The following is a 23,582-nucleotide window of genomic DNA, read 5'->3' on the forward strand; positions in this document are numbered from 1 at the left end:
ATTTTCCCAAGCAACGAACCAGCGAGTATTTCTATGAAAACCTATGTAATCGGGGATTTGCAGGGCTGCCACGAGCAGGCGCTCGCCCTCCTCGACCGCATACGCGAACACGCGGCCGCCGACGGCGTGGCCGAGCCCGCCATCCTGTTCGCAGGCGATTTAATCAACCGCGGGCCAGATTCGCTGGCGACCCTGCGCCACGTGCGCAAGCTGGCCATGGCGAGCGGCGGGCTGATTGATAGCGTGCTGGGCAACCATGATTTGCACTTGCTGGCGGTCGCTTACGGCATCCGGCCCGAACACAAGTCCGACACGCTGGCCGAGATCCTGCACGCGCCGGATCGGGAAGAGTTGATCGATTGGGTGCGCCAGCGGCCGCTGGCGATCCACGTGCAGGGCCATGTGCTGGTGCACGCGGGCTTGCTGCCGCAGTGGAGCGCCACGCAAGCGATGGCGCTGGCCGGCGAGGTGCAGGAGATGCTGCGCGGCGACGGCATTGCCGAGTTTTTGGCGGAAATGTATGGCAATCAGCCGGATCAGTGGTCGGATGATTTGCAGGGCGCAGACCGGCTGCGCTGCATCATCAACGCCATGACGCGGCTGCGCTTCTGCTCGGCCGATGGCGTGATGGATTTCAAGATGAAGGAAAGCGGAACCGCCGATCCGGCCAGCGGTTTGATGCCGTGGTTCGATGTGCCGGGCCGGCGCAGTGCGAAAGAGACGGTGGTGTTCGGCCACTGGTCGGCGCTGGGCTTGACCATCAAGCCGAATTTGATCGGGCTGGATAGCGGCTGCGTGTGGGGCGGGCAGCTGTCCGCCGTGTGCCTGGAAGACCGCAGCTTGCTGCAGGTGCAGTGCCCGCAGTTTCAGGAGATCAAACCCGCAACCCGGTCAAAGTAAAGCTAACACGGAACTGTAAACCCAAGGCAAAAAGGGGTCTGACCCCGTATGGGGTCAGACCCCCGTGACCGGTTTACGGGGTGGCGGCTGGCACGCCGAGCGATAAGGCGATGGCTTTGTGTGACGCCTCCGCCAGTTCGCGGCGGTGCGCGCCTTGGGTTTCCAGCGCCGGCAAAATCGCCAGCTTGGCTTTCACCGGCGGGCCGTTCAGAATCAGCATGATGCTCTCCGCGAAGCTGGTCTCGCCGATGAAATCCACCGACGGATGCGAGCCGCCGTTCACGTCTTCATAGGTCAAGGCGAACGGCTGCACCGGCACTTTCGCATCGATGGCCGCTTCAAACAGGTTCGCATGGAACGGCAGCAAGCTGCCTTGCGCCGCCGTGGTCCCCTCCGGGAAGAAGGCCACGCGCTCGCCCTTCTCGAGGCTGGTCACCAGCCCTTTGAAGATATGCCGCAAATCGCGCCGGTTGCCGCGCGCGATGAACACGGTACCGGCCTTCTCCGCCAGCCATCCCGCCAGCGGCCACGAACGAATCTCGGCCTTGGCGACAAAGTGGCTAGGGTGCAGGCTGTGCACCACGAAGATGTCCAGCCACGACACGTGATTCGCCACCACCACGCAATGCTCCAGCGCAGGCGCGCTACCCGCCGCCTGCTCCACTGTCACATTGCACATCCGCAGCAGCTTGGTAGACCAGCGGCGGATATGGCCGTTACGCTTCTCCTGACCAATCCACGGAAACACCGTGGCGCAGATCGCCATGCCCTTGAACACATGCAGCATCACCCGCGCAAGGCGGAATATCGTCGACAGTTTCATGCAGGGCGGTTCAGCGTTGGAAGGCAACGTGGCCGGCCACGATGGTGGTGTTCACCTGGCCTGCCAGGTTGTAGCCGAGGAACGGCGTGTGCTTGCCCTGGCTGGCCAGCGCCGAGCGTTCCACCGTCCAGTGCGCACCGGCGTCGAACAGCACCACGTCAGCCGTGGCGCCAACCGACAGCGTGCCCGCGTCCAGGCCCGCCACGCGCGCCGCTTCCGAGGTGATGCGCGCCAGCGCGCGCGACAGCGGACGCTGGGCGCCGGTGTCTTGCAGCGACGCGTAATCGTCGGCCCATTTCAGGGTCAGCGACAGCAGCAGTTCCAGGCCGGTTGCCCCCGGCGAGGCCTCGCCGAATGGCAGCAGTTTTTCGTCGTCATCGACCGGCGTGTGATCCGAGCACAGCGCATCGATGGTGCCGTCCAGCAGGCCGAGGCGGATCGCGTCGCGGTCGCGCTGGCTGCGGAATGGCGGGTCCATGCGCGCATTCGAGTCGAAGAAGCCGATGTCGGCATCGGTCATGTGCACGTGGTGCGCGCCGACGTCGCAAGTGACCGGCAAGCCTTCTGCTTTGGCCTTGCGGATCAGTTCCAGGCTGGCGGCGGCCGAGATGCGGCACAGGTGCACGCGCGCGCCGGTAGCACGCATCAGTTCAAAGATGGTGTGCAGGGCGATGGTTTCCGACATCACCGGCACGCCGGATAAGCCGAGGCGCGACGCCAGCGGGCCGGCAGCAGCCACGCCGCCACGGCCGATGTGCGCATCCTGCGGACGCAGCCACACGGTGTAGCCGTAGGTCTTGGCGTACTGCATGGCGCGCAGCAGCACGTTGGTGTCTTCAATCGGCTGCTCGGCATGCGAGAAGCCGATGCAGCCCGACTCGGTCAGCGCCGACATTTCGGTCAGCGCTTCGCCTTTCAGGCCCACGGTCAGCGCGCCCAGCGGGTGCACGTGCGCCTGGTTCAGCTTTTGCGCGCGGTGCTTCAGCATCTCCACCAGGCCCGGTTCGTCCAGCACCGGATCGGTATCCGGCGGGCACACCAGCGAAGTGACGCCGCCTTGCACGGCAGCCTGCATTTCCGATTCCAGCGTGGCCTTGTATTCAAAGCCCGGCTCGCGCAGGCGCGCCGACAGGTCGACGAAGCCCGGCGCCACGATCAGGCCGATAGCGTCGATAGTTTGATCGGCGGTAAATCCGGCCGGTGCAGCGCCGATCGCCGCTACTTTGCCGTCGGCGATGTAAAGGTCATTGAGGCCGTCGATGCCGTTGGCCGGATCGATGACGTGGCCGTTTTTAATGTGGATATTCTTCTTCATGCTTGCGTTCCTGCCACGATACTCATCACCGCCATGCGGACTGCGATACCAAACGTTACCTGCGGCAGGATCACTGCCTGCGCGCCATCGGCCACGGCGGAATCGATTTCCACGCCGCGGTTCATCGGGCCCGGGTGCATCACGATGGCGTCCGGTTTCGCCAGCGCCAGGCGCTCCGGCGTCAGGCCGTAGCTCTTGAAGTATTCGCCGGCCGACGGCAACAGCGCGCCGCTCATGCGCTCGTTCTGCAAGCGCAGCATGATGATCACGTCCACGTCCTTCAAGCCTTCATCCATGTTGGTGAAGGTGCGCACGCCCATTTGCTCCAGGCCGCCCGGCAGCAGCGTGTGCGGGCCGATGGCGCGCACTTCCGGCACGCCCAGCGTGGTCAGCGCGTGGATGTCGGAACGGGCCACGCGGCTGTGCAGAATGTCGCCGACAATCGCCACGCGCAGGTTGGTGAAGTCTTTCTTGTAGTGGCGGATGGTGTACATATCCAGCAGGCCCTGCGTCGGGTGCGCGTGGCGGCCATCGCCCGCGTTCACCACGTGCACGTGGTTCTGGCCGGTTTCCATCAGGTGCTTGGCGATCAGGTACGGTGCGCCCGATTGCGCGTGGCGCACCACGAACATATCGGCGTGCATGGCGGCCAGGTTGTCGATGGTGTCCAGCAGCGATTCGCCCTTGCTGGTCGAGGAAGCCTGGATGTTCAGGTTGATGACGTCGGCCGACAAACGCTTGGCGGCAATCTCAAAAGTCGTACGCGTGCGGGTCGAGTTCTCGAAGAACAGGTTGAACACCGATTTGCCGCGCATCAGCGGCACTTTCTTCACATCGCGGTCGGAGATGCCGACGAACGACGAGGCGGTGTCCAGGATGTGATTGAGGATGCCCTTCGGCAGGCCCTCGATCGACAGCAAGTGCTGAAGCTCGCCGTGTTTATTCAGTTGCGGATTAAGCATAGTTTTGGTCGAAGCGTTATTCGATAGTTAGCGTAAATTTTCCATCATCGGCGCGTTTCAGCACCAGCGCCTGTCCCTTCGGCACCGCCACATGACGGGCAACGAAGTCCGCTGCCACCGGCAGCTGGCGTTCGCCGCGATCGACCAGCGCGGCCAGCATGATGCGTGCCGGGCGGCCGTAGTCGAACAACTCGTTGATGGCGGCGCGGGTGGTGCGGCCGGTGTACAGCACGTCGTCCACCAGCAGGATGTTGGCGGCCGCCACGTCGAAGGTGATGTTGGTCGGCTTCACGTCCGCAGGCAGGCCCTTCTTGGCGTAGTCGTCGCGGTAGAAGGACACGTCCAGCACGCCGCAGCGGGCCGACAGGCCAAGATCGGCCGCGAGGCGCTCGGCGATCCATGCGCCGCCGGAGTGGATGCCGACAATCGCGACATCGGGCACGCCGGCCAGGCCGGCTTTCACGTCGGCCAGCAGCTGTGCGTACAGCGCCTCGGCATCGAGTTGGTTGGGATTGAGAGTAGACATGATCAAAGCGAATCGAAGTATTGTTGCAAGATGATGGCGGCGGCGCGGTCATCGATGACCTCGCCGCGCTTGGCCGAAATCACGGCAGAGGAATAGCGCTCATCGACCAGTTCCACTGCCAGGTTGAAGCGGCCGTTCAATTGGTTAGCAAAACGGCGCGCCCGCGCCGTCATTTCATGTTCATTGCCATCCGGGTGCATGGGCAGGCCGACCACCAGCCGGGCCGGCGTCCATTCGTCCAGCAGCTTCTGGATATCAGCAAACCGCGTGGCGTTGTCCTCGGCCTTGATGACCTTCAGCGGTTCCGCCTGCCGCAGCATGGTGTTACCGATCGCCACGCCAATTCGTTTAATGCCGAAATCGAAAGCAAGAATGGTGTCGATACCGCTCATTTACGCGTGGCCCGCCTCGGAAGTCAGCATCAGCGGGTCGATGCCCAGCAGGCGCATGGCGGCGGTGTAGCGGTCTTCGATCGGCATGTTGAACAGAATCTCGGGATCGGCGCCGACAGTCAGCCAGCCGTTGCGGCTGATTTCTTCTTCCAGCTGGCCCGGGCTCCAGCCCGAGTAGCCGATCGACACCAGCATTTGCGGCGGGCCTTCGCCGGCAGCCACCGCTTCCAGCACGTCGATGGAGGTGGTGAAGGCCACGTCCTTGGTCACCGTCAGCGAGGACGAGTAGCGGTGGCCGGGCGTGTGCAGCACGAAGCCGCGGTCGTCCTGCACCGGGCCGCCGAACATGATCGGCTTGTCGTCGTGCCCTTCCAGGCCGTGATCGACCTTGAGGTCGATGCGCTCGAACAAGGTGTGCATGGTCATGTCGGTCGGCTTGTTGATAACAACGCCGAGCACGCCATTTTCGTTGTGTTCGCAAACATACACCACCGTGCCGCCGAAAACCGGATCTTGCATGGATGGCATTGCAATGAGGAAATGATTTGCCAGGTTCAGCGTGCTTTCGGCAGCGCCAAATGGCTCCAGGGGATCACCGGCGTCTTGCATCATGCCGGGAACAGGTAGAGTTTTGCTTATTTTGCTCTTCTTCATACAAGTTGCTCTCTCTGCTGGGTGCGTGTTCTCTCTGTGCTGCTGACAATTACTGTAGTATCGCGCGGCTAGCAACTCTGTTTAACCCATAGTTTACACTGAATTGAGGGCACAGCTACGATTGCGACCCTCACAAGCTTGATACAAACCGAATGAAACTAACTTCTTCCCTCGTCTGGCTGCGCCGCGACCTGCGCGTTTTCGACCATGTGGCCCTGCAGCAGGCCCTACTGGCAAGCGAGAAGGTGTATTGCGTTTTTGTCTACGACACCACCATTCTGGATCTCTTGCCGCGCCGCGACCGCCGGGTCGACTTCATCCACGCCAGCATTGCCGAGGTAGCGGCGGAGCTGGAACAGCTGGGCGGCCACCTGATCGTGCGGCACGGCGATCCCCTGCAAGAGATTCCGGCGCTGGCCGCAGAACTGGGCGTGCAGGCGGTGTTCTGCAACCACGATTATGAACCGCAAGCGATGGAGCGTGACGCCACGGTGGAAAGCACCCTGCAAGCGGCCGGGCGCAAGTTCTACAGCTACAAGGATCAGGTGATTTTTGAGCGCAGCGAGGTGCTGTCGCAAACCGGCGGCGTGTTCTCGGTGTTCACGCCCTACAAAAACGCGTGGCTGAAGAAGCTGGCGGCCGATCCGTCGGTGCTGGCGCCGTACAACATCGAGCCGCATGCGGCGCGCCTGGCGCCGCCGCCCGCCTCTTTGCCACCGCTGCCGACGCTGGCCGATCTTGGTTTCGAGCCGAGCAATCTGGCTGAATTGAAAATCCCGACTGGCATGTCGGGCGCAGCGCAATTGTTTGAAGATTTCGTATCGCGCATGGCCGACTACAACGTGGCGCGCGATTTCCCTGCGGTGAAGGGGCCTTCGTACTTGTCGGTGCACTTCCGCTTTGGCACGCTGTCGGTGCGCCACATGGTGCGCACGGTGCTGGATATGCAGGAGCGCGGCGCCGGCGGCGAAGGCGCGGCCGTGTGGCTGTCGGAACTGATCTGGCGCGAGTTTTACGCCATGATCTTGTATCACCATCCGCACGTGGTGAATGCTTCGTTCAAGCCCGCCTACGATGCGATTGAATGGGAAACCGGGCCTGAGGCCGACGAAGCGTTTGCCGCATGGTGCGAAGGCCGCACCGGTTATCCGCTGGTGGATGCGGCCATGCTGCAACTGAACCAGACCGGCTATATGCACAATCGCCTGCGCATGGTAACGGCATGCTTCCTGATTAAAGACCTGGGCATCGACTGGCGGCGCGGCGAGGCTTACTTCGCGCTGCATCTGAATGACTTTGATCTGGCGTCCAACAACGGCGGCTGGCAGTGGGCGTCGTCCTCGGGTTGCGATGCGCAGCCTTACTTCCGCATCTTCAATCCGATTACGCAGTCGGAGAAGTTTGACGGCGAAGGGAAATTCATCCGCCGCTACCTGCCTCAGTTGAAACAGCTAAGCAACAAGGAAATCCACGCGCCATGGCTGGCGCCGCGCATGCTGGCGCCGGACTACTGGCCGCCGATCGTGATGCACGACGAAGCGCGCAAGCTCACGCTTGAACGCTACGAAGTGGTGAAGAAAACCCCGACTGAAGGGGTCTGACCCCGGCCGCAGCGGTGTGCGGGTTACAACGGTGCCGCGAGCTACTACTGCGCGAGTAAGCCGCGGATCGCCTCAAGCAAAACGTCTTCTTGGTAGGGTTTGCCAAAGTACGCATTTACCCCCAACTCCAGCGCCACGTTGCGGTGCTTGTCGGCGCTGCGCGAGGTGATCATGATGATCGGGATGTCTTTTGTGCGCTCGTCGCTGCGCACATTGCGTGTGAGGTCAAAACCATCCATGCGCGGCATCTCGATATCGACCAGCATCAGCTCCGGCCGCGTTTCTTGCAACTGCCCGAGCGCGTCCACGCCGTCTTTCGCCAGCAGCACGCGGTAGCCTTCGCGCTCCAGCAAGCGCTGAGTGACGCGGCGCACGGTCAGCGAATCATCCACCACCATGATGGCGCGGCCCAGCGCCGCTTGCGCCACGCTGGCTGCCGGACTATCGGCTGCCGCCTGCGCGTACAGCGCCTTCACTTCCGGGTGATGCGCCAAGTGCTGCGCCAGCGCCACCGGGTTCAGAATCAGCACGATGTCGCCGCTGCCCAGCACCGTCGCTCCCGCAATCCCCACCATGCGCGACAACTGCGGGCCGATGTTTTTGATGACTACCTCGCGGTTGCCCAGTACTTCATCGACCTGAATCGCCAGCCGGTCATTGCCGTTCTTGAGCATCATCACCGGCGATGAGCGCTGCGCCTGCGGTTGCGCGGCGTCGCCCAACAGCGTTGGCAGGTACTGCATGCCGTTGCTGCGCGCTTCGGCCAGCGCGGCTTCTTTCATTTGCAGCACTTGTTCGACCAAGATGGCCGGCAGTGCATAAGTTTTTCCGCCTGCGGCCACCACCACAACCTGCGTCACAGCCAGCGTCAATGGCAGGCGGATGGTGAAGCGCGAACCTTTGCCAGGTTCCGAGTAGAGGTCTACGCGGCCGCCCAGCGATTGCGCTTCCGACTGCACCACGTCCATGCCGACGCCGCGTCCCGATAGTTCGGTCAGCGCTTCGGCGGTGGAGAAGCCCGGTTCGAAAATCAGGTCGGCGATTTGCTCGTCGGTGGCTTGCTCGTCTTGATCCATCAGGCCGACGCTGATGGCCTTGGCCTTGATGCGGTCTAGATCGAGACCGCCGCCGTCGTCGCTAAAGGCGATCACCACCTCGTTGCCCTCTTGCGCCACTTGCACCAGCAGTTCGCCGGTTTCGTTTTTACCGGCGGCGGTGCGGGCGTCGCGCGATTCCACGCCGTGGGCGATGGCGTTGCGCAGCAGGTGTTCGAACGGTGCGGCCATGCGTTCGAGGACGCTGCGGTCGAGTTCTACGTTGCTGCCCCGGATGTCGAGGTTGACGCGCTTGTCCACGTCTTTCGCGCTTTGGCGGGCGACGCGGAACAGGCGCTCGGAGATGCTGGCAAATGGCACCATGCGCACGCGCATCAGGTCACGTTGCAGGTCGCGCGTGAGGCGGGCTTGCTGCGTCAGGTCGGCGTGGGCGTTGTCGACGCTGCGGGTCAGGCTTTCGTGGAAGCTGGCCACATCGTTGACGCTTTCGGCCATCATGCGGGTGAGTTCCTGCAGGCGCGTGAAGCGGTCGAATTCCAGCGGGTCGAATTCGCGTTCGCTGGAGATGGCCATGCGCGAGGCGATTTGCGATTCGGCTTGCATTTCCACTTCGCGCAACTGGCGGCGCAAGCGGGCGAGGTTGTCGGAGAAGTCGGCCAGCGAGTTACGCAGTGTTTCAACTTCGTTTTCCAGCTTGGAGCGGGAGATCGAGACTTCGCCGGCTTGGGTTACCAGTCGGTCGAGGATGTCGGCACGGACGCGGACTAGTGGCGCTTTGACGCCGGCGTGCTGGTCGTCTACCGGCGGCTGGCCGGTTGGCGATGCGGTGGCTGCGCCGGCGCCTTGGGCGGGATCGCTGGCTGGCGAGAGCTGACTGGCGCCGCCGGTCTGGGTGGTGATGCTGTCGGCTGTGTCGGCGACGGCGGCTGCTTGTGCTGTTTCTGGATTTTGCAGTTGCTCGAACAGGAGCAGTGCGTGGTCGTAGTGGGCCAGCAGTTCATCGAAGGCATGCGGCGTGACCAAGCCGGCATGCACCATGTTTTCGATGTGGGTTTCGATTTCGTGGCAGTGCTGGCCGAGGCGCATCGCGCCGGCCATGCGCGCGCTGCCTTTTACGGTGTGCAGAAGGCGCAGCAGGCTTTGGGCGTGGGTGCTGTCGGTGGGCGTGTGCTGCCATGCACGCAGCGCTTCACCCACTTGCGGCAGCAGGTCGGCGCCTTCTTCGAGGAAGACTGGCAGCAGATCGGCGTCTAGTTCGTCGTTAAAGAGAGCGGGTGCGGCGGTGATGAGTTGCGATTCCGCTGGTGCCAGCGCGATGACTTCGGCGTCTGATTCCAAGAGCGGTTCGGCAGCGAAAGGCGCTGGCTCCTCGATTGGCGCGACTTCGGCGGCGACGGGCTGCGGCTCGTCGTCGGCTGGTTGCTCGGTGATGGGCGCGGGAGCAGGAGCTGGTTCTGGAGCTGGTTCTGGAGCCGGCGCTGGGGCGAGCGGTTCGGCGATTTTTAGCGGCGGCTCGGCGAAGGCGTCGTCGAAGGCGGCGTTGAATAGGTCGTCGATGCCGTCGTCAACGTGCACTTCCGGCTTTTTCTTCGACGGCGGCGCGACCGGCGCTTCGGACTCCGGCACAGTGCCGCTGATGGCGTTGTAGGTTTCGCGGAACAACTGATCGAGCGGCGATTCCTGTTCCACTGGCGGCGTGTTCAAGCCGTCCATGGTTTCCGCCACCAAGTCGTCCAGGCGCGATTCGATCTCGTTGCTGGCTGCTGGTGGCGTGATCATCAGCTCATCGCGCAGCGTTTGCAATGCGCCGATCAACTCCGGCTGCGCTGGCGACAGCTCGCCCGCTGCGAAGCTTTGCAGCATCTGGCGAATGCGCTGGACGGTGAAGTCCAGCAGATCGTGCTGCGCTTGATCCAGATGCGGTGCTGGCGGCAGCAAGACCTCCAGCGTGCCTTCCAGCGCCAGCGCCAGTTCGCGCAGGGCTTTGAAACCGACCGTGCCCGAGGTGCCGGCCAGCGTGTGCGACGCGGCCAGTGCGTCAGGATTCACCGGGCGACGCGGCTCGTGGCGCCATTCGCCGAAGTCTGTTTCCAGCTTGCGTACCAGGTCGTCGGATTCGTGCAGGTAGATGTTGTACAGCGGCAGAGGGATTTCCATGCCGCCGATCAGCTTCACGTTGTCGTCGCGCGGGACGGTCGGCGTGATGGTCGGGAATTCGATGACGTTGCCGTGTGCGACGAGTGACGGCAGGGCCGGTGCGGACGCAGGCGGCTCGTCGTCTACGTCGGCTTGCAGTGAAGGCGTTTCGACGGCCTCGCCGTCAGCGGCAAGATCGGCGCCAGACGGCGCGTCAGCGGGCGGCGCCGTGGCGGATTGCGTCGTCGGCGCGATGGCGGCGAGGTTTGGTTCGTCGCCGGCGGCGGTGGCTTGGGCGGCGGCGATGAGGGCTTCGGCGTTGCGGGTCGAAACGCCTGTAGCGACTAGCTCCGCTACCCATGCGCTCATTTCCTGCTCGGCGCCGTTCAGCAGTTCAAACAACGCATCGGTGGCCGGACGCTGCTCCGCCAGCCACACGTTCATCACCTTCTCAATCGCGTGGGCCGCATCGGCAAACTGGTTCAATCCCACCATGCGCCCACTGCCCTTCAGCGTGTGGAAGGAGCGCCGCAGCATGGTCAAGTTCTCTTCAGTGCGCGGCAACGGCAAGGTGCTGCCGACAAACTCCAGTACTTCCTTCGCCTCGGAGATGAAGATCTCCAGCAGTTCCTCCTCCACCGCAGCATCGCTGGCGGCAGGCGGCGGTGCTGCGGCCGGAATGGACACAGGCGCCGGCGCGGGCACCTGCTCTTCCAGCACCGGTATCGACTCCGATCCCGCCATCTTCTTGAACGGCACCGAACGGAAGCTGCCCTGCGCCGCATCGAACGCAAACCGCTCACGCGCACCAGCCGCGTTCTGCGCCAGCATGTCAACAAAGAAGCCCAGCGCACCAACGTTCTGCGCGATGTCATCCAGCGCCTTCGGCTCGTGCGATGGATCGCCTTCACCACGCGCCAATGCCTGCACAGCGCCCTTCACGTGCTGGGCCGCGTGCATTGCGTCCTCCTGATCCAGCACGGACAAGGCGCCCTGCAGTTGATGCAGCACCGGATCGAGCTCCAGCAGCGATGGGCGTTTGGACGGATCGGCGTAGTAATCGTCCAGCACCTTCTCTACTTGGCGCAGGCCGGTTTTCATTTCCATCGCCAGCGCGACAACGGTATCGTCCTGCTGCATCTGGTGCGCGAGGCCTTTTTGCCATTGGGCCGGCTCGGGTGGCGTTTCGCCGGAGACCAGCGCCAGCAAACGTGCGCCTATCGTGTCTGCATGTGCAGCGAAATCGTCAGGTAGGTGGCGGACGTGTTGCAGGCCGTGCTCCGCGAACAGCAAGGCGGTGGCCATCTCCAATGCCAGTTCTTCGCTGCGGCCGGCGGAAACGGCTTTGCGCGCGACGTCGGCCAGTTGACGCAGCAAGGCGCTTAGGGCATGCAGGTTGAGTTTCTCGCATTCGGCGGCGGTGTCGTGCAGTGCAGCGTTGAAGGCGGCGTCCAGGTCGGGATCGATTTCGGCGTTGGCGAGGCGGTCCCAGTTTGCCTTGGCCTGCACGATGCCGGCCTTGGCGCGTTCCAGTGCCTCGACGTCGATTTGGCCGTAGCGGCGCGTTTCGTAGTCTTGCGGCGCTAGACCGTCCAATGCGAACGCGGTGCGGACTTGCTGCACCGTCGGCGATGCGGAATCCACACCCGCAGTGGCGATGAAGAACAAGGCGTCGCGCAGCATGGCGTCCGGCTGCGCGGCCGTGCCTTGGCTCAGGCGGCGGATTTGCAGGTTGATGAGGCCAAACAGCTGTTTGACGTATAGGCCGCCGGGCAGCTGGCCGCCGGCCACCAGTTCGGCAAAGGCTTGCATCGCCAGCCAGAAGGCGCGCGCCTGGCCGTCCTGCTGCGCGTCAGCCACCAGTTTGATGGCGTCCAGCAGCGCGCCAGCATCGCCCGTGCCTTTCAAATAAGGCAGCAACGCGCGCTCGAAGCGCTGGCGCAAGGCGGCGTAGTCAGGCGCGGCATCGGTTGGCGCGGCATCGGCCAGCGGCAAGCTCACAGGCTGCGACAAATCGGGATAGAACAAATCGGCCGGATGGATGCGCTCCGTGCCCATCATCTCCTGCACCGCGCGGTAATACGGGAACAGTTTGGCCGGCTGCGACGGCGCGCCGCCCAACAGCGCCTCCAAATACTCGACCAGCGCCTGATACAGCTGGGCCACAGTCTGCACATGATCGGTACTGCACTTCAGCGTGCCGGCCTTGAAGCGGTCGAGCGCCGCCTCGGCCACCTCGGTCATCAGGCTCACGCCCTCCACGTCCACCATCTGCAACGCGCCGTGCGCCTGATGCAAATGCGACTTCGCATGTTGCAGCTGCGTGGCCTGATCTTCCGGCGCCCGTCCGCCCGCCTCAAACAGCGCGGTGCGCGAACGTGCCAGCGACTCGCGGATTTCCACCATCACCCACGACAAGGGCCCGGTGTCGAACTGCGATTGCTGTGGAGTCGAAAAATCAGTTGTGGTCATGCTTTATCTCGGTCTTTAAGCGATGCGGAATCGCGCCACGGAGTTCTTCAACTCCTGCGCCAGCACCGATAACTTGTGAATCGATTGTGCGGTTTGCTGCGTGCCGTCCTGCGCCTGCTCGGTCACGGCCAAAATATGCTGAATGTTTTGCGCCACGCCGGACGCCGACGTAGCCTGCTGCCCGGTCGCCTGTGCGATCCCGGAAATCAGCTCGGCCAAGCGGTTGGACACCTGCGAAATATCATGCAGCGCCGCGCCGGCCGCGTCGGACAGGCGTGCACCTTCGACCACGCCCTGCGTCGACTTCTCCATCGCCGCCACCGCATCGTGCGTGTCGGTCTGAATCGTGCGCACCAGCGCGCCGATCTGCTTGGCCGCTTCGGCAGAACGCTCCGCCAGTCGCTGCACCTCTTCCGCCACCACCGAGAAACCGCGCCCCGCTTCGCCGGCCGATGCAGCCTGGATCGCCGCGTTCAGCGCCAGCACGTTGGTCTGCTCGGTAATGTCGGAAATCAGCTCGGTAATCTCGCCAATTTCCTGCGACGATTCGCCCAGCCGCTTGATGCGCTTGGAGGTATCCTGAATTTGATCGCGGATCTCGTGCATGCCCTTGATGGCGTTTTCCACCGCAGTGGAACCCTGGCGCGCCGCCGCCACCGACTGCCGCGCCACATCAGCCGACTCGCTGGCCGAACGCGATACATCGGTAATCTCGTTAGCCATTTTCACCACGGTAGACGAAGCATCCTGGATCTCGCGCGACTGCTGCTGCGACGCCATGAGCAAATCGCTGGAGATGCTTTGCGCGTGGGTGGACGCCTTGGTCACCTGCTCGGCGGTCGCCGTCACCCGGCCCACCAGCCCGCGCAACTCCTCCACCGTGTAATTGACCGAATCGGCAATCGCGCCGGTGATGTCCTCGGACACCGTGGCCTGCACCGTCAAGTCGCCATCCGCCACTTCCTGCAACTCATTCATCAGGCGCAGAATCGCGGCCTGATTTTGATCGTTCATCGACTTGGCTTCTTCTTCCTTCTTTTGCGCCTGCTGGCGCATGGCGTCCGCTTCCTGGCGGCGGCGTTCCGCGCCACGCGTGCGGTTGTGCGAATCCATCAGCAGCACGCGGCCAATCGCCGCCGCCGTCACCAGCGTCAGCATGCCGCCCGCCACCATCAGCCAGAAGGTGATGTCGAGCGAATCCTGGTTCTCGCGGTAAGCCTGCTGCAATACGGTCAGGCGCTGGCGCAGCGCCTCGTTGTCGTTGAAGATCAGCTGCTCGGCCGCCTTGGCCGCGCTGAATTTATCGAGCTTTTCCAGCACCGCCGCCACCAGCTTCTGGTAAGCCTCGAACGCGGCTTGCAGCTCGGTGAACTTGGTGCGCAGATCCGGCTCGCGCACCGCCGCCAAGCCCTGTTGCGAACTGCCGTTAAGGAAGCCGTCCACAGTGTTGCGGAACACTGTAGTGTCGCGTCCCAGCTGGAACGCGGTCTCGGAACTGATGCCGCCCGCAGTGAGGAATTCAGCGGCGCTGCGGCTCATGCGCTGGGTCAGCATGGTCAGCTTGCCCAGCGCCGCGATCTCGCGCGCCGAAGCGCCGCGCTGCACTTTCAGATTGATGATGTCCTCGGTGCGCACCAGCAGGTCGGGCGACAGCTCATTGAGCTTTTGCAGCGTCTTGTCCATGCCGCTCAGGTCAGCCTTCAGCAGCAGGATGGTGCCGGCGGCGAGGTCGGTCGCCGTCCACTGCTTGCGCGCAGCCGCCACCACGACCGCGATGTCGGAACGCGGCTCGCCGATCGAGCGGCCTTGATACTGGCCGCCTCGCGTCATCAGGTTGATATCGTTACTGAGTTCCTTGCGGCTTTCCTCCAGCTGGCGAAAGCCCTCTACGCTGCCTTGCACCGCATTCGGCGCGGCCTTGCCGATACGCTGCGAGTGCATCAGCGCGTCGCTGGCGACCTGCGTTTGCGCCGAGCGGTTGGCGCTGTGGATGTTATTGAAGGCGACGGCCACCGCGCTCAGGCCAAGGCTGACCGCCAGCGCGGTCGATAGCACGCTCAGTTGGCGCTGCGCCGGCAGGTGGCCGATCAGCGGCAGTTTGAAACCGGGGCCGGTGTCGGCGGGAGCGGCGGCGCTGCGGCGGCGGCCCAGTGCATCGCGCAGGCGCAGCGGCGCTTCGTCGCCGTCGTCCGCGGCCGAGGGCGCAGGTTCCGGCGTGCCGCCGATGGCGGTGTGCAGGAACTGCGAATCGCCAAATTCTGAATTGGAGGCTGCATCAGGTGCGGCACTCCGGCTGCCGCGCGAGAAAATCTTAAAAGCCATACACCCTCTTCGGATTTAAGTGTTTGCTATCTGTCTGTTTGCTATACCAAGCCTACCTGCACAAAACGCGGTTCCTGCACCAGCTGCGCAAGATCGACGCGCAGCCATTGTTGTCCTTCGCTGTCGCGGAACTCATCGCCCGCCACCGCTTCCATCTCGGCCAGCTTGCGCAGGCCCAGTACACGTTCGACCAGCAGCGCGCAGTTAAAGCCCAGTCCCGGCGCAAAAGTAATCAGGCGGCGCTCAGCCGGTGCGCTGTCGCCGGCGCTGCGCTGCTGATAGCGCGCAAGGTCGATCACGCCGGTCAAATGGCCGCGAATATTCACCAGGCCGAGATACCAATCCTGCGTCAGCGGCACCGGCGTGGCCGCTTGCAGCGGCACGATCTCGCTGATCTGGGTCAGGTCGAGCAGGCACAAACGCCCGCCGATCATGACGCCGAGTTCCCGCCCGCCTTCGGCCGCACCGGTTTTGGCGGCCTGCATGCGCTCCAAAAGCTGCACCTGGTATTGGCGCAGGCGGCTGCGGCGTTCCGGGATCTCGCTCATCGTTAGCCGAGGGCCGCGATCTTGGCCAGCAGTTCGGCCGGATCCACCGGTTTCACCAGATAGTCCCTGGCGCCTTGGCGCAGCGCCCAAATGCGGTCGGTCTCCTGGCTTTTGCTGGAGCAGATGATGATCGGGATATCCTTCAATTCCGGGTCGCGGGCGATCGAGCGCGTGACCTGGAAGCCGTTCGCGCCCGGCATCACCACGTCCATCAGGATCAGCTGCGGCTTCTCGGCCTTGAGCTTTTCCAGCGCTTCTTCGCCGCTGACGGCGGCCGACACGGCGTAGCCGCTCTTGGTCAGGATGTCGCTCAAGTAGTAGCGCTCCGTGGCCGAATCGTCGACGATGAGAATTCTTTGTATGGCCATATTTCCCCCTGCGGCTCTCTTATTCTGGTGTGGCGACAGCGCCGCCGGTGTGTTCGCGCACGGCGTTCAACAGGCTGTCCTTGGTAAAAGGTTTGGTCAGATAGGCAACGGCGCCCACCATGCTGCCACGCGCGCGGTCGAACAAGCCGTCCTTCGACGACAGCATCAACACCGGCGTGGCATGGAATTTTGCACTCTTTTTAATCAGCGCGCAGGTTTGGTAGCCATCAAGACGCGGCATCAGGATGTCGCAGAAGATCAGCGCCGGATGGTGGTCGTTGATCTTGGCGAGGGCGTCGAAGCCGTCGTCGGCCAGTACCACCTGGTAGCCGGCCTGCGTTAAAAAGATCTCGGCCGAGCGACGAATCGTGCTGCTGTCGTCGATCACCATGATTTTCAGAGCAGTTGTCGTCATAGTCGCAAGGCCGGTTGGCGCCTCAATTAGATGGCTACCATCTCAAAATCGTCCTTGCGGGCGCCGCATTCCGGGCAGCTCCAGTTCATCGGGACGTCGGCCCAGCGGGTGCCCGGGGCGATGCCCTCGTCCGGCAGGCCGGCTTCTTCATCGTAGATCCAGCCGCAGATCAGGCACATCCAGGTCTGGAACTCCTGCGTTGTTTCGTTGCTACTCACGTTTTGCCACCCTCAATCAAGTAAAATGCCGAATTAGGTATCTTAATCTACACGCCGTGCAAAACCAAACTTCTCCGCTTATATTGAGCTTCGGCGCTGCCGATCCGGCCGGCGCCACCGGTGTCCAGGCCGATCTTGCGGCTTTTTCGGCCCTTTCGTGCACCGGCCTGGCCGTCACCACCGCGTTGCTGATCGGCGACAGCGCCCACGTCGAAGACATGCAGGATATCGACCCGGACTGGGTGGCCGATCAGGCCCGCCTGGTGCTGGAAGATATGACCATGGCCGCCTTCAAGGTCGGCGCCATCACCAATATTGAGCAGGTGGCGGCGATTGCCGAGATTCTGTCCGACTATCCCGATGCGCCGCTGATCCTCGATCCCTTCAGTTCCCGCCTGCCGCAGCCGTCCGACGACGATGCGGAAGAACTGCTGACCGCCATCCGCCAATTACTGGTGCCGCAGGCCACGCTGGTGATGCTGTCGCAGGTGGAGCTGGGCCGCTTGGCCGAAACGTGGCGCGAGAGCGGCGACGGCGGCGAAAGCGATGCAGAGACCGAGGCCACGCTGGAATCGGACGTCGAGCACTTGCTGGCCCTCGGCTGCGAATATGTGCTGGTCACCGGCACGCAGGCCGGCAACACGCTGGCCAACACCCTGTACGGCGCCGATGGCGTCATCAGCAGCGACGCGTGGCAGCACCTGGCCGGGCCGTTCATCGGCGCCGGCGGCACCCTGTCGGCCGCGCTGACCGCCTTCATGGCGCGCGGCGCCGAGGTGCCGGAAGCGGTAGCGGCCGCGCAGGAGTACACTGTCGGCGCGCTGGCCCACGCGCAGCGCTACGGCATGGGCAAGCTTGTGCCGAACCGTTTTTTCCATTTTGAGATGCCATCATGACTACTTCCAAGAACGACCAGCTGTTTGCACGCGCCCAGAAAACCACGCCGGGCGGCGTCAACTCGCCGGTGCGCGCCTTCCGCTCGGTGGGCGGCACGCCGCGCTTCATCACCCGCGCCGAAGGCCCGTACTTCTGGGACGCGGACGGCAAGCGTTACATCGATTACATCGGTTCATGGGGCCCGGCGATTGTCGGCCACGCCCATCCGCAGGTAGTGAAGGCGGTGCAGGATGCGGCCACGCGCGGCCTGTCGTTCGGCGCGCCGACCGAAGGCGAGATCGAGATGGCGGAAGAAATCGTCAAGCTGGTGCCGTCGCTGGAACAAGTGCGCCTGGTATCGTCGGGCACCGAGGCCACCATGAGCGCCCTGCGCCTGGCGCGCGGCGCCACGGGCCGCGACAAGATCGTGAAATTTGAAGGCTGTTACCACGGCCACGCCGATTCGCTGCTGGTGAAAGCGGGCAGCGGCCTGCTCACCTTCGGCAATCCAACGTCGGCCGGCGTGCCGGAGGACTTCGTCAAGCACACCTTGGTGCTGGACTATAACAACGTGGCGCAGATCGAAGAGGCGTTCGCCAACTTCGGCGACGAAATCGCCTGCGTGATCGTAGAGCCGGTGGCCGGCAATATGAACCTGATCAAAGGCACGCGCGAGTTCCTGCAAGCGCTGCGCGACCTGTGCACCAAACACGGTGCGTTGCTGATCTTCGATGAAGTGATGTGCGGCTTCCGCGTGGCGCTGGGCGGCGCGCAGGAACTGTACGGCATCAAGCCGGATCTGACGGCGCTGGGCAAAGTGATCGGCGGTGGTTTGCCGGTGGCGGCGTTCGGCGGCAGCACTGAGTTGATGAGCAAGATGTCGCCGGTAGGCGCGGTGTACCAGGCTGGCACGCTGTCGGGCAATCCAGTGGCGGTGGCGGCGGGCATGACCACCTTGAAGCTGATTCAGGAGCCGGGCTTCTACGACAAGCTGGCAGCATCGGCCAAACGTCTGGCGGACGGCTTGACCGCAGCGGCGAAAGACGCCGGCATCCCGTTCTGCGCTGATTCGGTGGGCGGCATGTTTGGCCTGTACTTCAGCGAGACGCCGCCAAACAACTACGCCGAAATGATGGCGGGGAACCGCGAGCGCTTCAACGTCTTCTTCCACCACATGCTGGATGAAGGCGTGTACTTTGCGCCGGCGGCGTTCGAGGCGGGCTTCGTCAGTGCGCAGCACAGCGACGAGGTGATCGACGAAACCATCGCCGCCGCCCGCCGCGTGTTCGCCAAGCTTTAATCTGCTTCTTCCTCATCCTCTTCCGAGCGCTGGATCACGCCGGTGTTGAAGTTGTATTCGAACAGGTCGCCGTAGCGGCCCCACTCGATGGCCACGCGCAGTGCGCGCTCGGCCTCTTCTTCACTGAGCGTGAAGCGCAGCAGTTTGAGGAACAAGTCTTCCGGCAGATCGCCCGATTTGTCCTGCTCCAAACCGTGGCAGATGTAGGCGATCAGCGGCACGTGCTCCAGCAGCTGCTTGCCAAACATCTCCTGGCGCTCGGCGTTTTCCGCTTTCACGTAACGCCCGCCCAGTTCCGTCAGCAGGATGTCGCCGTTGGTCAGATAGGCGAAGCCTAGCAGCAGCAAGGCATTCAGCACTTCCAGCAGTTCGGCGTCGGTCAGCTCGGTCTCTTCGGCGATCTTCGGCAGGTCGGCGCGGCCGTGGAATGGTTCTTCGGCCAGCAGCTCCAGGATACCTTCCATGTGCGCGATGTCCGCTTGCGGCAGGCGGTCGCCCAGTTGCAGCTTGACTTCACGCTCGCTGATCAAGCCACCACCGCCACCGCGACGGCCGGAGCTTGCGGTCATCAACTCGTACACCTTGTCGATCAACTGGCGCACTTCGGCGCTTTCCGCCTTGCGCGGTTGCGCCAAAGAGATCGGCAACTCGGCGCGCACGCGACCCGGATCACTGGCGAAGATCAGCACGCGGTCGGCCATCATCACCGCTTCCTCGATATTGTGCGAGACCACCAGAATCGCCTTGGTCGGAATCTGGCCAGACTGCCACAGTTCCAGAATCTCTTCGCGCAGGCGCTCGCCGGTCAGCACGTCCAACGCGGAGAAGGCTTCGTCCATCAGCAGCACTTCCGGCTCCATCACCAGCGCACGAGCGATGCCGACACGCTGGCGCATGCCGCCCGACAGCTCGCGCGGCAGCGCGCCCTCAAAGCCGGAAAGGCCGATCAAGTCGATCACCTTCTCGGCGCGGCGCGCGCGCTCTTCCGGCGGCATGCCTTGCGCTTCCAGCCCCAGTTCAACATTCTTCTGCACCGTCAGCCAAGGGAACAGCGCAAACGATTGGAAAACCATGCGGATACCGCGCGCGGTGCCGTACAAAGGCATGCCGCGATACAGCACCTGGCCTTCATCGGCCTGGATCAGGCCCGCCATAATGCGCAGCATGGTCGATTTGCCGGAACCGGATTGCCCCAGCAGCGCGACGATCTCGCCTTCGCGCAGGGTGAAGTCGACGCCTTCCAGCACCGAGCGCGCGGAGCCGTCTGCGCTGCGGAAGTGTTTGCCGACGGCTTTCAATTCAACGATAGGAGTGCTCATGATTCTGTTCCTAGAAATGCAGCCGGCTTTCGGCCATGGTGTACAAACGGCGCCAGACGAAGTGGTTAAAGCCCATCACGAAAATGCACATGATGCCGATGCCGAGCGCGATGCGCGGGAAGTCGCCGGCGGCAGTCATCTCGCCGATGTAGCTGCCGATGCCGTGCGCTTTCAAGGTGGTCGGCCCCCAGCTGACGATTTCCGCCACGATGGCGGCATTCCATGAGCCGCCCGACGCGGTAATCGCTCCCGTGACGAAGCTTGGGAAGATGGCCGGCAGCAGGTAGCGGCGCCATTTCAGCCAGCCGGTCAGCCCGAAGTTCTTGGCCGCGTGACGCAGTTCGGTCGGAATGGTGGATGCACCGGCGATCACGTTAAACAGCAAGTACCACTGCGTACCGAGGATCATCAGCGGCGACAGCCAGATGTCCGGGTTCAGGTGATAGCGCACGATGATGATCACCGCCACCGGGAATACCAGATTAGCCGGGAAGGCTGCCAGGAACTGCGCCACCGCCTGCGTGCGCGACGCCCAGCGCGGGTTCATGCCGATCCAGATCCCGACCGGCACCCAGATTATGGCGGCCAGCGCCAGCAGCACCACCACGCGGATCATGGTGTACACGCCCAGCACCACCACGTGTCCCACCTCGCTCCAACCAACCTCGGTGCGGATGAAATGCACCAGGCTCCAAAGCGCGTAGAACACCACGGCGGCAATCACCGCATCCCACACACGCTGCGGCACCAGCGACGGTTTGTCCTTGCGCGCGCGGATCGAGGTGCCATCGTGCGACAGCCGGAACACGGCGATGGAGCGCGACAGCTGGTGGCCGAACCATTCAACGATTTGCTGCGTGCGTTCGGTGCGGCGCAGCCATGTGAGCAGCCATGAAGTTTGGGCAGTGTCGCTGCCGGTTTCCTCGAAGCGGAATTTATCGGCCCACGCCAGCAGTGGGCGGAAGAACAGCTGGTCGTACAGCAGCACCGCGATCAGCATGGCAAAGATGGCCCAGCCGATGGCTTGCAGATTGCTCTGCTCAATCGCCAGCGCAATGTAGGAGCCCATGCCGGGCAGCTTGATCGTTTGGTTGGACACCACGATCGCTTCCGATGCCACCACGAAGAACCAGCCGCCGGACATGGACATCATCATATTCCACAGCAGGCCGGGCATGGCGAACGGCATCTCCAGGCGCCAGAAGCGCTGCCAGCCCGACAGCTGGAACACCTGCGCCGCTTCCGACAGTTCAGCCGGCACGGAGCGGAAGCCCTGGTAGGCCGAGAAAGCCATATTCCACGCCTGCGAGGTGAAGATCGCGAAGATGGCGGCACATTCCACGCCCAGCAGATTGCCGGGGAAGAGCGCGATAAACGCCGTCACGGTAATCGACAGGAAACCGAGAATCGGGATCGACTGCAGGATATCAAGCATCGGCACCATCACCTTTTCGGCGACGCGGTACTTGGTGGTCAGCGCGGCAAACACGCAGCTGAAAATCACCGACGCGCCCAGCGCGATGAACATGCGCAGCGTGGTGCGCAGCACGTAGTACGGCAAGTACCACGGGTCGAGCGTCATCGGCAGCGTTTGGCCGAGTTCATAGGGGCGCGCCATCTGCTGGCTGCCGTAGGCCATCAGCACGAAGAGCGCCAGCACGATGGGCAGCAGCGCCCAGTCCCAGCGGTTACCGCCGGCTTCCACCACTTGGCGGGGGAAAAATTGCCGTTTCTTGTTCATAGCTATTACTTTCTCTGGCGGCCAGAGCGGCCGGGAGGAGCGAAGGAGGGAGCGTTACCGCTGGCCGCCATTCTAATAGGTTAACGGCTACAAAATTATTACAGTCCTGAAAGTTACTTATTATATAATTGCCAGATATGAAACTGATTGCAGAGAAAAGGTCGAAGACCGACAAATACGACGTGCTGCGTTTTGTCCGCAATAACGGCATGTGCACCGACGCGCTGATGCCGCGTCAGGGCATCTTGCCGCATGACCTGGTGCATTACGTGGTGGAGTCTGCCCTGCCCTTGCGGCATGGCTTTTTAAGTCTGCTGGCGCGCGGCGCCGATGCGCAGTTCGTGATGGAATCGGTGCACGACAAGGCCAATCCGCACGTGGAGACCGAGGCAGTGCAGGCGGAAGCGATCGTGGAAGGCTTGCAGGCGCAGCTCTGGTCGGGCGCGTTCGATGAGGAAGCCTTCCTGGCCGGCGCCGCAGCAGCCTGCACCGCCCGCAACAAGCCGCCGTTCGACTTCGGCAAGCTGGCGCTCGACCTCAAGAGCATTCTCTACGACCGCGCCCTCGCCCTGCACCAGCAATGGCACAGCACCCCCTACTACAGCACCCTCTCGCTGGAATTCAGCCCGCAGCCGGTGTAATTATTTAAGCCAGCCGCGGTGGCGGAAGTAGAGGAAGGGGGCGATGGCGCTGGTGACCATCAGGCCCAGGGCGAAGGGGTAGCCCATCGACCATTCCAGTTCCGGGAACCAGCCCTTGAAGTTCATGCCGTAGATGGACGCGATCAGCGTCGGCGGCAGGAAGGCCACGCTGGCCACGGAGAAGATCTTGATGATCTTATTCTGGTTAATGTTGATGAAACCGACCGTGGCGTCCATCAGGAAGTTGATTTTATCGAACAGGAAGGACGTGTGGCCGTCCAGCGATTCGATATCGCGCAGAATCTGGCGCGCTTCTTCAAACTGCTCCGAGTTCAGCAGGCGGCCGCGCATCAGGAAGCTGACCGCGCGGCGGGTATCCATCATGTTGCGGCGGATACGGCCGTTTAAGTCTTCCTCGTGCGCGATGGCATTCAGCGCGGCGGCTGCGTCCTGGTCGGTGAAGGTTTCTTGCAGCACGCGGCCGCTGACTTCTTCCAGTTGCTGGTAGATGCCTTCCAGCGCGTCCGCCGAGTACTCGGCGTCGGTCGCGTACAGGTCCAGCAGCACGTCCATGTAATCGGCAATCGAGCCGGGACGCGAACGGGCGCGCATGCGCACCAGGCGGAACACCGGCAAATCGTCGGTATGCACCGAGAACAGGATTTTGCGCGCCAGGATGAAAGCCACGGTGACGATGCGCGATGGGCCATCCTCTTCCTCCAGCAGGAAGTCGGTGCGCAGGTGCAGGTCGCCGTTTTCCGCCTCGTAGTAGCGGGCCGAGGCTTCGATGTCTTTGACTTCGTCCTCGCCCGGCAGAATCACGCCGTAGATGTTGCGTACCCATGCGCGTTCTTCGTCCGTTGGGTCGGTCAGGTCGACCCAGACAGGCTCCGCTTTTTCCAAGTCTTCGCGCGTGTCGATAGGAACCTGGTTGAGCCGGCCATTCTGGAGAACGAAAACATTAATCATGGATACACGCGCCTTCTGGAAACAGCGCA

General features: G+C 63.1%; 20 protein-coding genes. 5 read left to right on the forward strand and 15 right to left on the reverse strand.

Annotated features, from left to right (window positions below):
* Positions 1–33 precede the first annotated feature (33 nt).
* Positions 34–900 carry a symmetrical bis(5'-nucleosyl)-tetraphosphatase gene (locus GTP45_RS19195; RefSeq protein WP_161015471.1) on the forward strand — a complete coding sequence of 289 codons (867 nt, stop codon included), beginning with the start codon at positions 34–36 and terminating at the stop codon, positions 898–900.
* Positions 901–973: 73 nt separating this feature from the next.
* On the opposite strand, the gene GTP45_RS19200 is transcribed toward GTP45_RS19195, so the two are convergent.
* The 6 genes from GTP45_RS19200 to GTP45_RS19225 are packed head-to-tail and all read right to left on the reverse strand — an operon-like array spanning position 974 to position 5,572.
* Positions 974–1,723, reverse strand: coding sequence for a lysophospholipid acyltransferase family protein (locus GTP45_RS19200; protein WP_161015472.1), 750 nt, complete (start codon positions 1,721–1,723; stop codon positions 974–976).
* A gap of 10 nt (positions 1,724–1,733) precedes the next feature.
* Positions 1,734–3,038, reverse strand: coding sequence for a dihydroorotase (locus tag GTP45_RS19205; protein ID WP_161015473.1), 1,305 nt, complete (start codon positions 3,036–3,038; stop codon positions 1,734–1,736).
* A complete protein-coding gene (locus GTP45_RS19210) occupies positions 3,035–4,000 on the reverse strand; it encodes an aspartate carbamoyltransferase catalytic subunit (RefSeq protein WP_161015474.1) in 966 nt (321 codons plus the stop codon). The genes GTP45_RS19205 and GTP45_RS19210 overlap by 4 nt, the downstream gene beginning before the upstream one ends.
* 16 nt (positions 4,001–4,016) lie before the next feature.
* Positions 4,017–4,526 (reverse strand): bifunctional pyr operon transcriptional regulator/uracil phosphoribosyltransferase PyrR, encoded by a 510-nt coding sequence (pyrR, locus tag GTP45_RS19215; RefSeq protein ID WP_161015475.1) that lies wholly within the window; start codon positions 4,524–4,526, stop codon positions 4,017–4,019.
* A gap of 2 nt (positions 4,527–4,528) precedes the next feature.
* Positions 4,529–4,918, reverse strand: a complete 390-nt coding sequence (gene ruvX, locus GTP45_RS19220; protein WP_166454668.1) for a Holliday junction resolvase RuvX — start codon at positions 4,916–4,918, stop codon at positions 4,529–4,531.
* Complete coding sequence (locus GTP45_RS19225) at positions 4,919–5,572, reverse strand: YqgE/AlgH family protein (protein WP_161015476.1); 654 nt, start codon at positions 5,570–5,572, stop codon at positions 4,919–4,921.
* Positions 5,573–5,724: 152 nt separating this feature from the next.
* Between GTP45_RS19225 and GTP45_RS19230 the strand changes: the two genes are divergently transcribed.
* A complete protein-coding gene (locus GTP45_RS19230) occupies positions 5,725–7,173 on the forward strand; it encodes a cryptochrome/photolyase family protein (protein ID WP_161015477.1) in 1,449 nt (482 codons plus the stop codon).
* A 44-nt stretch (positions 7,174–7,217) separates the two neighbouring features.
* Here the strand turns inward: GTP45_RS19230 and GTP45_RS19235 are convergent, their stop codons facing one another.
* From GTP45_RS19235 to GTP45_RS19260, 6 genes are read right to left on the reverse strand one after another with little or no spacing between them, the layout of a single operon-like run.
* On the reverse strand, positions 7,218–12,836 hold the full coding sequence (locus GTP45_RS19235; protein WP_161015478.1) for a hybrid sensor histidine kinase/response regulator: 5,619 nt from the start codon (positions 12,834–12,836) through the stop codon (positions 7,218–7,220).
* A gap of 15 nt (positions 12,837–12,851) precedes the next feature.
* Positions 12,852–15,158: a methyl-accepting chemotaxis protein gene (locus GTP45_RS19240; RefSeq protein ID WP_161015479.1), complete on the reverse strand. Its 2,307-nt coding sequence runs from the start codon at positions 15,156–15,158 to the stop codon at positions 12,852–12,854.
* Between the two features lie 41 nt (positions 15,159–15,199).
* Positions 15,200–15,706 carry a chemotaxis protein CheW gene (locus GTP45_RS19245; RefSeq protein WP_161015480.1) on the reverse strand — a complete coding sequence of 169 codons (507 nt, stop codon included), beginning with the start codon at positions 15,704–15,706 and terminating at the stop codon, positions 15,200–15,202.
* Between the two features lie 2 nt (positions 15,707–15,708).
* The gene (locus GTP45_RS19250; RefSeq protein ID WP_161015481.1) at positions 15,709–16,074 is read right to left on the reverse strand and encodes a response regulator transcription factor; all 366 of its coding nucleotides are present in this window, start codon (positions 16,072–16,074) and stop codon (positions 15,709–15,711) included.
* Positions 16,075–16,093: 19 nt separating this feature from the next.
* Positions 16,094–16,489, reverse strand: a complete 396-nt coding sequence (locus tag GTP45_RS19255) for a response regulator (RefSeq protein ID WP_161015482.1) — start codon at positions 16,487–16,489, stop codon at positions 16,094–16,096.
* A gap of 26 nt (positions 16,490–16,515) precedes the next feature.
* The gene (locus GTP45_RS19260) at positions 16,516–16,668 is read right to left on the reverse strand and encodes a rubredoxin (protein ID WP_092275808.1); all 153 of its coding nucleotides are present in this window, start codon (positions 16,666–16,668) and stop codon (positions 16,516–16,518) included.
* Between the two features lie 95 nt (positions 16,669–16,763).
* Here GTP45_RS19260 and thiD point away from each other — a divergent pair, with 95 nt between their 5' ends.
* Positions 16,764–17,603, forward strand: a complete 840-nt coding sequence (thiD, locus tag GTP45_RS19265) for a bifunctional hydroxymethylpyrimidine kinase/phosphomethylpyrimidine kinase (protein WP_161015483.1) — start codon at positions 16,764–16,766, stop codon at positions 17,601–17,603.
* Positions 17,600–18,883 (forward strand): glutamate-1-semialdehyde 2,1-aminomutase, encoded by a 1,284-nt coding sequence (gene hemL, locus GTP45_RS19270; protein WP_161015484.1) that lies wholly within the window; start codon positions 17,600–17,602, stop codon positions 18,881–18,883. Before thiD ends, hemL begins: the two co-directional genes overlap by 4 nt.
* Here hemL and GTP45_RS19275 read toward each other — a convergent pair.
* The gene (locus GTP45_RS19275) at positions 18,880–20,202 is read right to left on the reverse strand and encodes an ABC transporter ATP-binding protein (RefSeq protein ID WP_161015485.1); all 1,323 of its coding nucleotides are present in this window, start codon (positions 20,200–20,202) and stop codon (positions 18,880–18,882) included. The two genes, hemL and GTP45_RS19275, sit on opposite strands and share 4 nt — an antisense overlap.
* Positions 20,203–20,212: 10 nt before the next feature.
* A complete protein-coding gene (locus tag GTP45_RS19280) occupies positions 20,213–21,943 on the reverse strand; it encodes an ABC transporter permease (RefSeq protein ID WP_161015486.1) in 1,731 nt (576 codons plus the stop codon).
* A 137-nt stretch (positions 21,944–22,080) separates the two neighbouring features.
* On the opposite strand from GTP45_RS19280, the gene GTP45_RS19285 reads away from it, so the two are divergent.
* Positions 22,081–22,584 carry a hypothetical protein gene (locus GTP45_RS19285; RefSeq protein WP_161015487.1) on the forward strand — a complete coding sequence of 168 codons (504 nt, stop codon included), beginning with the start codon at positions 22,081–22,083 and terminating at the stop codon, positions 22,582–22,584.
* Here the strand turns inward: GTP45_RS19285 and corA are convergent, their stop codons facing one another.
* On the reverse strand, positions 22,585–23,553 hold the full coding sequence (gene corA, locus GTP45_RS19290; protein WP_161015488.1) for a magnesium/cobalt transporter CorA: 969 nt from the start codon (positions 23,551–23,553) through the stop codon (positions 22,585–22,587).
* Between the last annotated feature and the right edge of the window lie 29 nt (positions 23,554–23,582).

Source organism: Duganella rivi (assembly GCF_009857435.1).
Classification (GTDB): Bacteria; Pseudomonadota; Gammaproteobacteria; order Burkholderiales; family Burkholderiaceae_D; genus Rugamonas; species Rugamonas rivi.

What these genes read in the sequence shown, in the direction of transcription:
- GTP45_RS19255 (WP_161015482.1), bottom strand. Translation starts at nt 16,489, where the DNA reads ATGACGACAACTGCTCTGAAAATCATGGTGATCGACGACAGCAGCACG.
- GTP45_RS19230 (WP_161015477.1), top strand. Translation starts at nt 5,725, where the DNA reads ATGAAACTAACTTCTTCCCTCGTCTGGCTGCGCCGCGACCTGCGCGTT.
- GTP45_RS19245 (WP_161015480.1), bottom strand. Translation starts at nt 15,706, where the DNA reads ATGAGCGAGATCCCGGAACGCCGCAGCCGCCTGCGCCAATACCAGGTG.
- GTP45_RS19205 (WP_161015473.1), bottom strand. Translation starts at nt 3,038, where the DNA reads ATGAAGAAGAATATCCACATTAAAAACGGCCACGTCATCGATCCGGCC.
- GTP45_RS19240 (WP_161015479.1), bottom strand. Translation starts at nt 15,158, where the DNA reads ATGGCTTTTAAGATTTTCTCGCGCGGCAGCCGGAGTGCCGCACCTGAT.
- pyrR (WP_161015475.1), bottom strand. Translation starts at nt 4,526, where the DNA reads ATGTCTACTCTCAATCCCAACCAACTCGATGCCGAGGCGCTGTACGCA.
- GTP45_RS19195 (WP_161015471.1), top strand. Translation starts at nt 34, where the DNA reads ATGAAAACCTATGTAATCGGGGATTTGCAGGGCTGCCACGAGCAGGCG.
- GTP45_RS19280 (WP_161015486.1), bottom strand. Translation starts at nt 21,943, where the DNA reads ATGAACAAGAAACGGCAATTTTTCCCCCGCCAAGTGGTGGAAGCCGGC.
- GTP45_RS19285 (WP_161015487.1), top strand. Translation starts at nt 22,081, where the DNA reads ATGAAACTGATTGCAGAGAAAAGGTCGAAGACCGACAAATACGACGTG.
- GTP45_RS19260 (WP_092275808.1), bottom strand. Translation starts at nt 16,668, where the DNA reads ATGTGCCTGATCTGCGGCTGGATCTACGATGAAGAAGCCGGCCTGCCG.
- hemL (WP_161015484.1), top strand. Translation starts at nt 17,600, where the DNA reads ATGACTACTTCCAAGAACGACCAGCTGTTTGCACGCGCCCAGAAAACC.
- GTP45_RS19210 (WP_161015474.1), bottom strand. Translation starts at nt 4,000, where the DNA reads ATGCTTAATCCGCAACTGAATAAACACGGCGAGCTTCAGCACTTGCTG.
- GTP45_RS19235 (WP_161015478.1), bottom strand. Translation starts at nt 12,836, where the DNA reads ATGACCACAACTGATTTTTCGACTCCACAGCAATCGCAGTTCGACACC.
- GTP45_RS19200 (WP_161015472.1), bottom strand. Translation starts at nt 1,723, where the DNA reads ATGAAACTGTCGACGATATTCCGCCTTGCGCGGGTGATGCTGCATGTG.
- GTP45_RS19250 (WP_161015481.1), bottom strand. Translation starts at nt 16,074, where the DNA reads ATGGCCATACAAAGAATTCTCATCGTCGACGATTCGGCCACGGAGCGC.
- ruvX (WP_166454668.1), bottom strand. Translation starts at nt 4,918, where the DNA reads ATGAGCGGTATCGACACCATTCTTGCTTTCGATTTCGGCATTAAACGA.
- corA (WP_161015488.1), bottom strand. Translation starts at nt 23,553, where the DNA reads ATGATTAATGTTTTCGTTCTCCAGAATGGCCGGCTCAACCAGGTTCCT.
- GTP45_RS19275 (WP_161015485.1), bottom strand. Translation starts at nt 20,202, where the DNA reads ATGAGCACTCCTATCGTTGAATTGAAAGCCGTCGGCAAACACTTCCGC.
- GTP45_RS19225 (WP_161015476.1), bottom strand. Translation starts at nt 5,572, where the DNA reads ATGAAGAAGAGCAAAATAAGCAAAACTCTACCTGTTCCCGGCATGATG.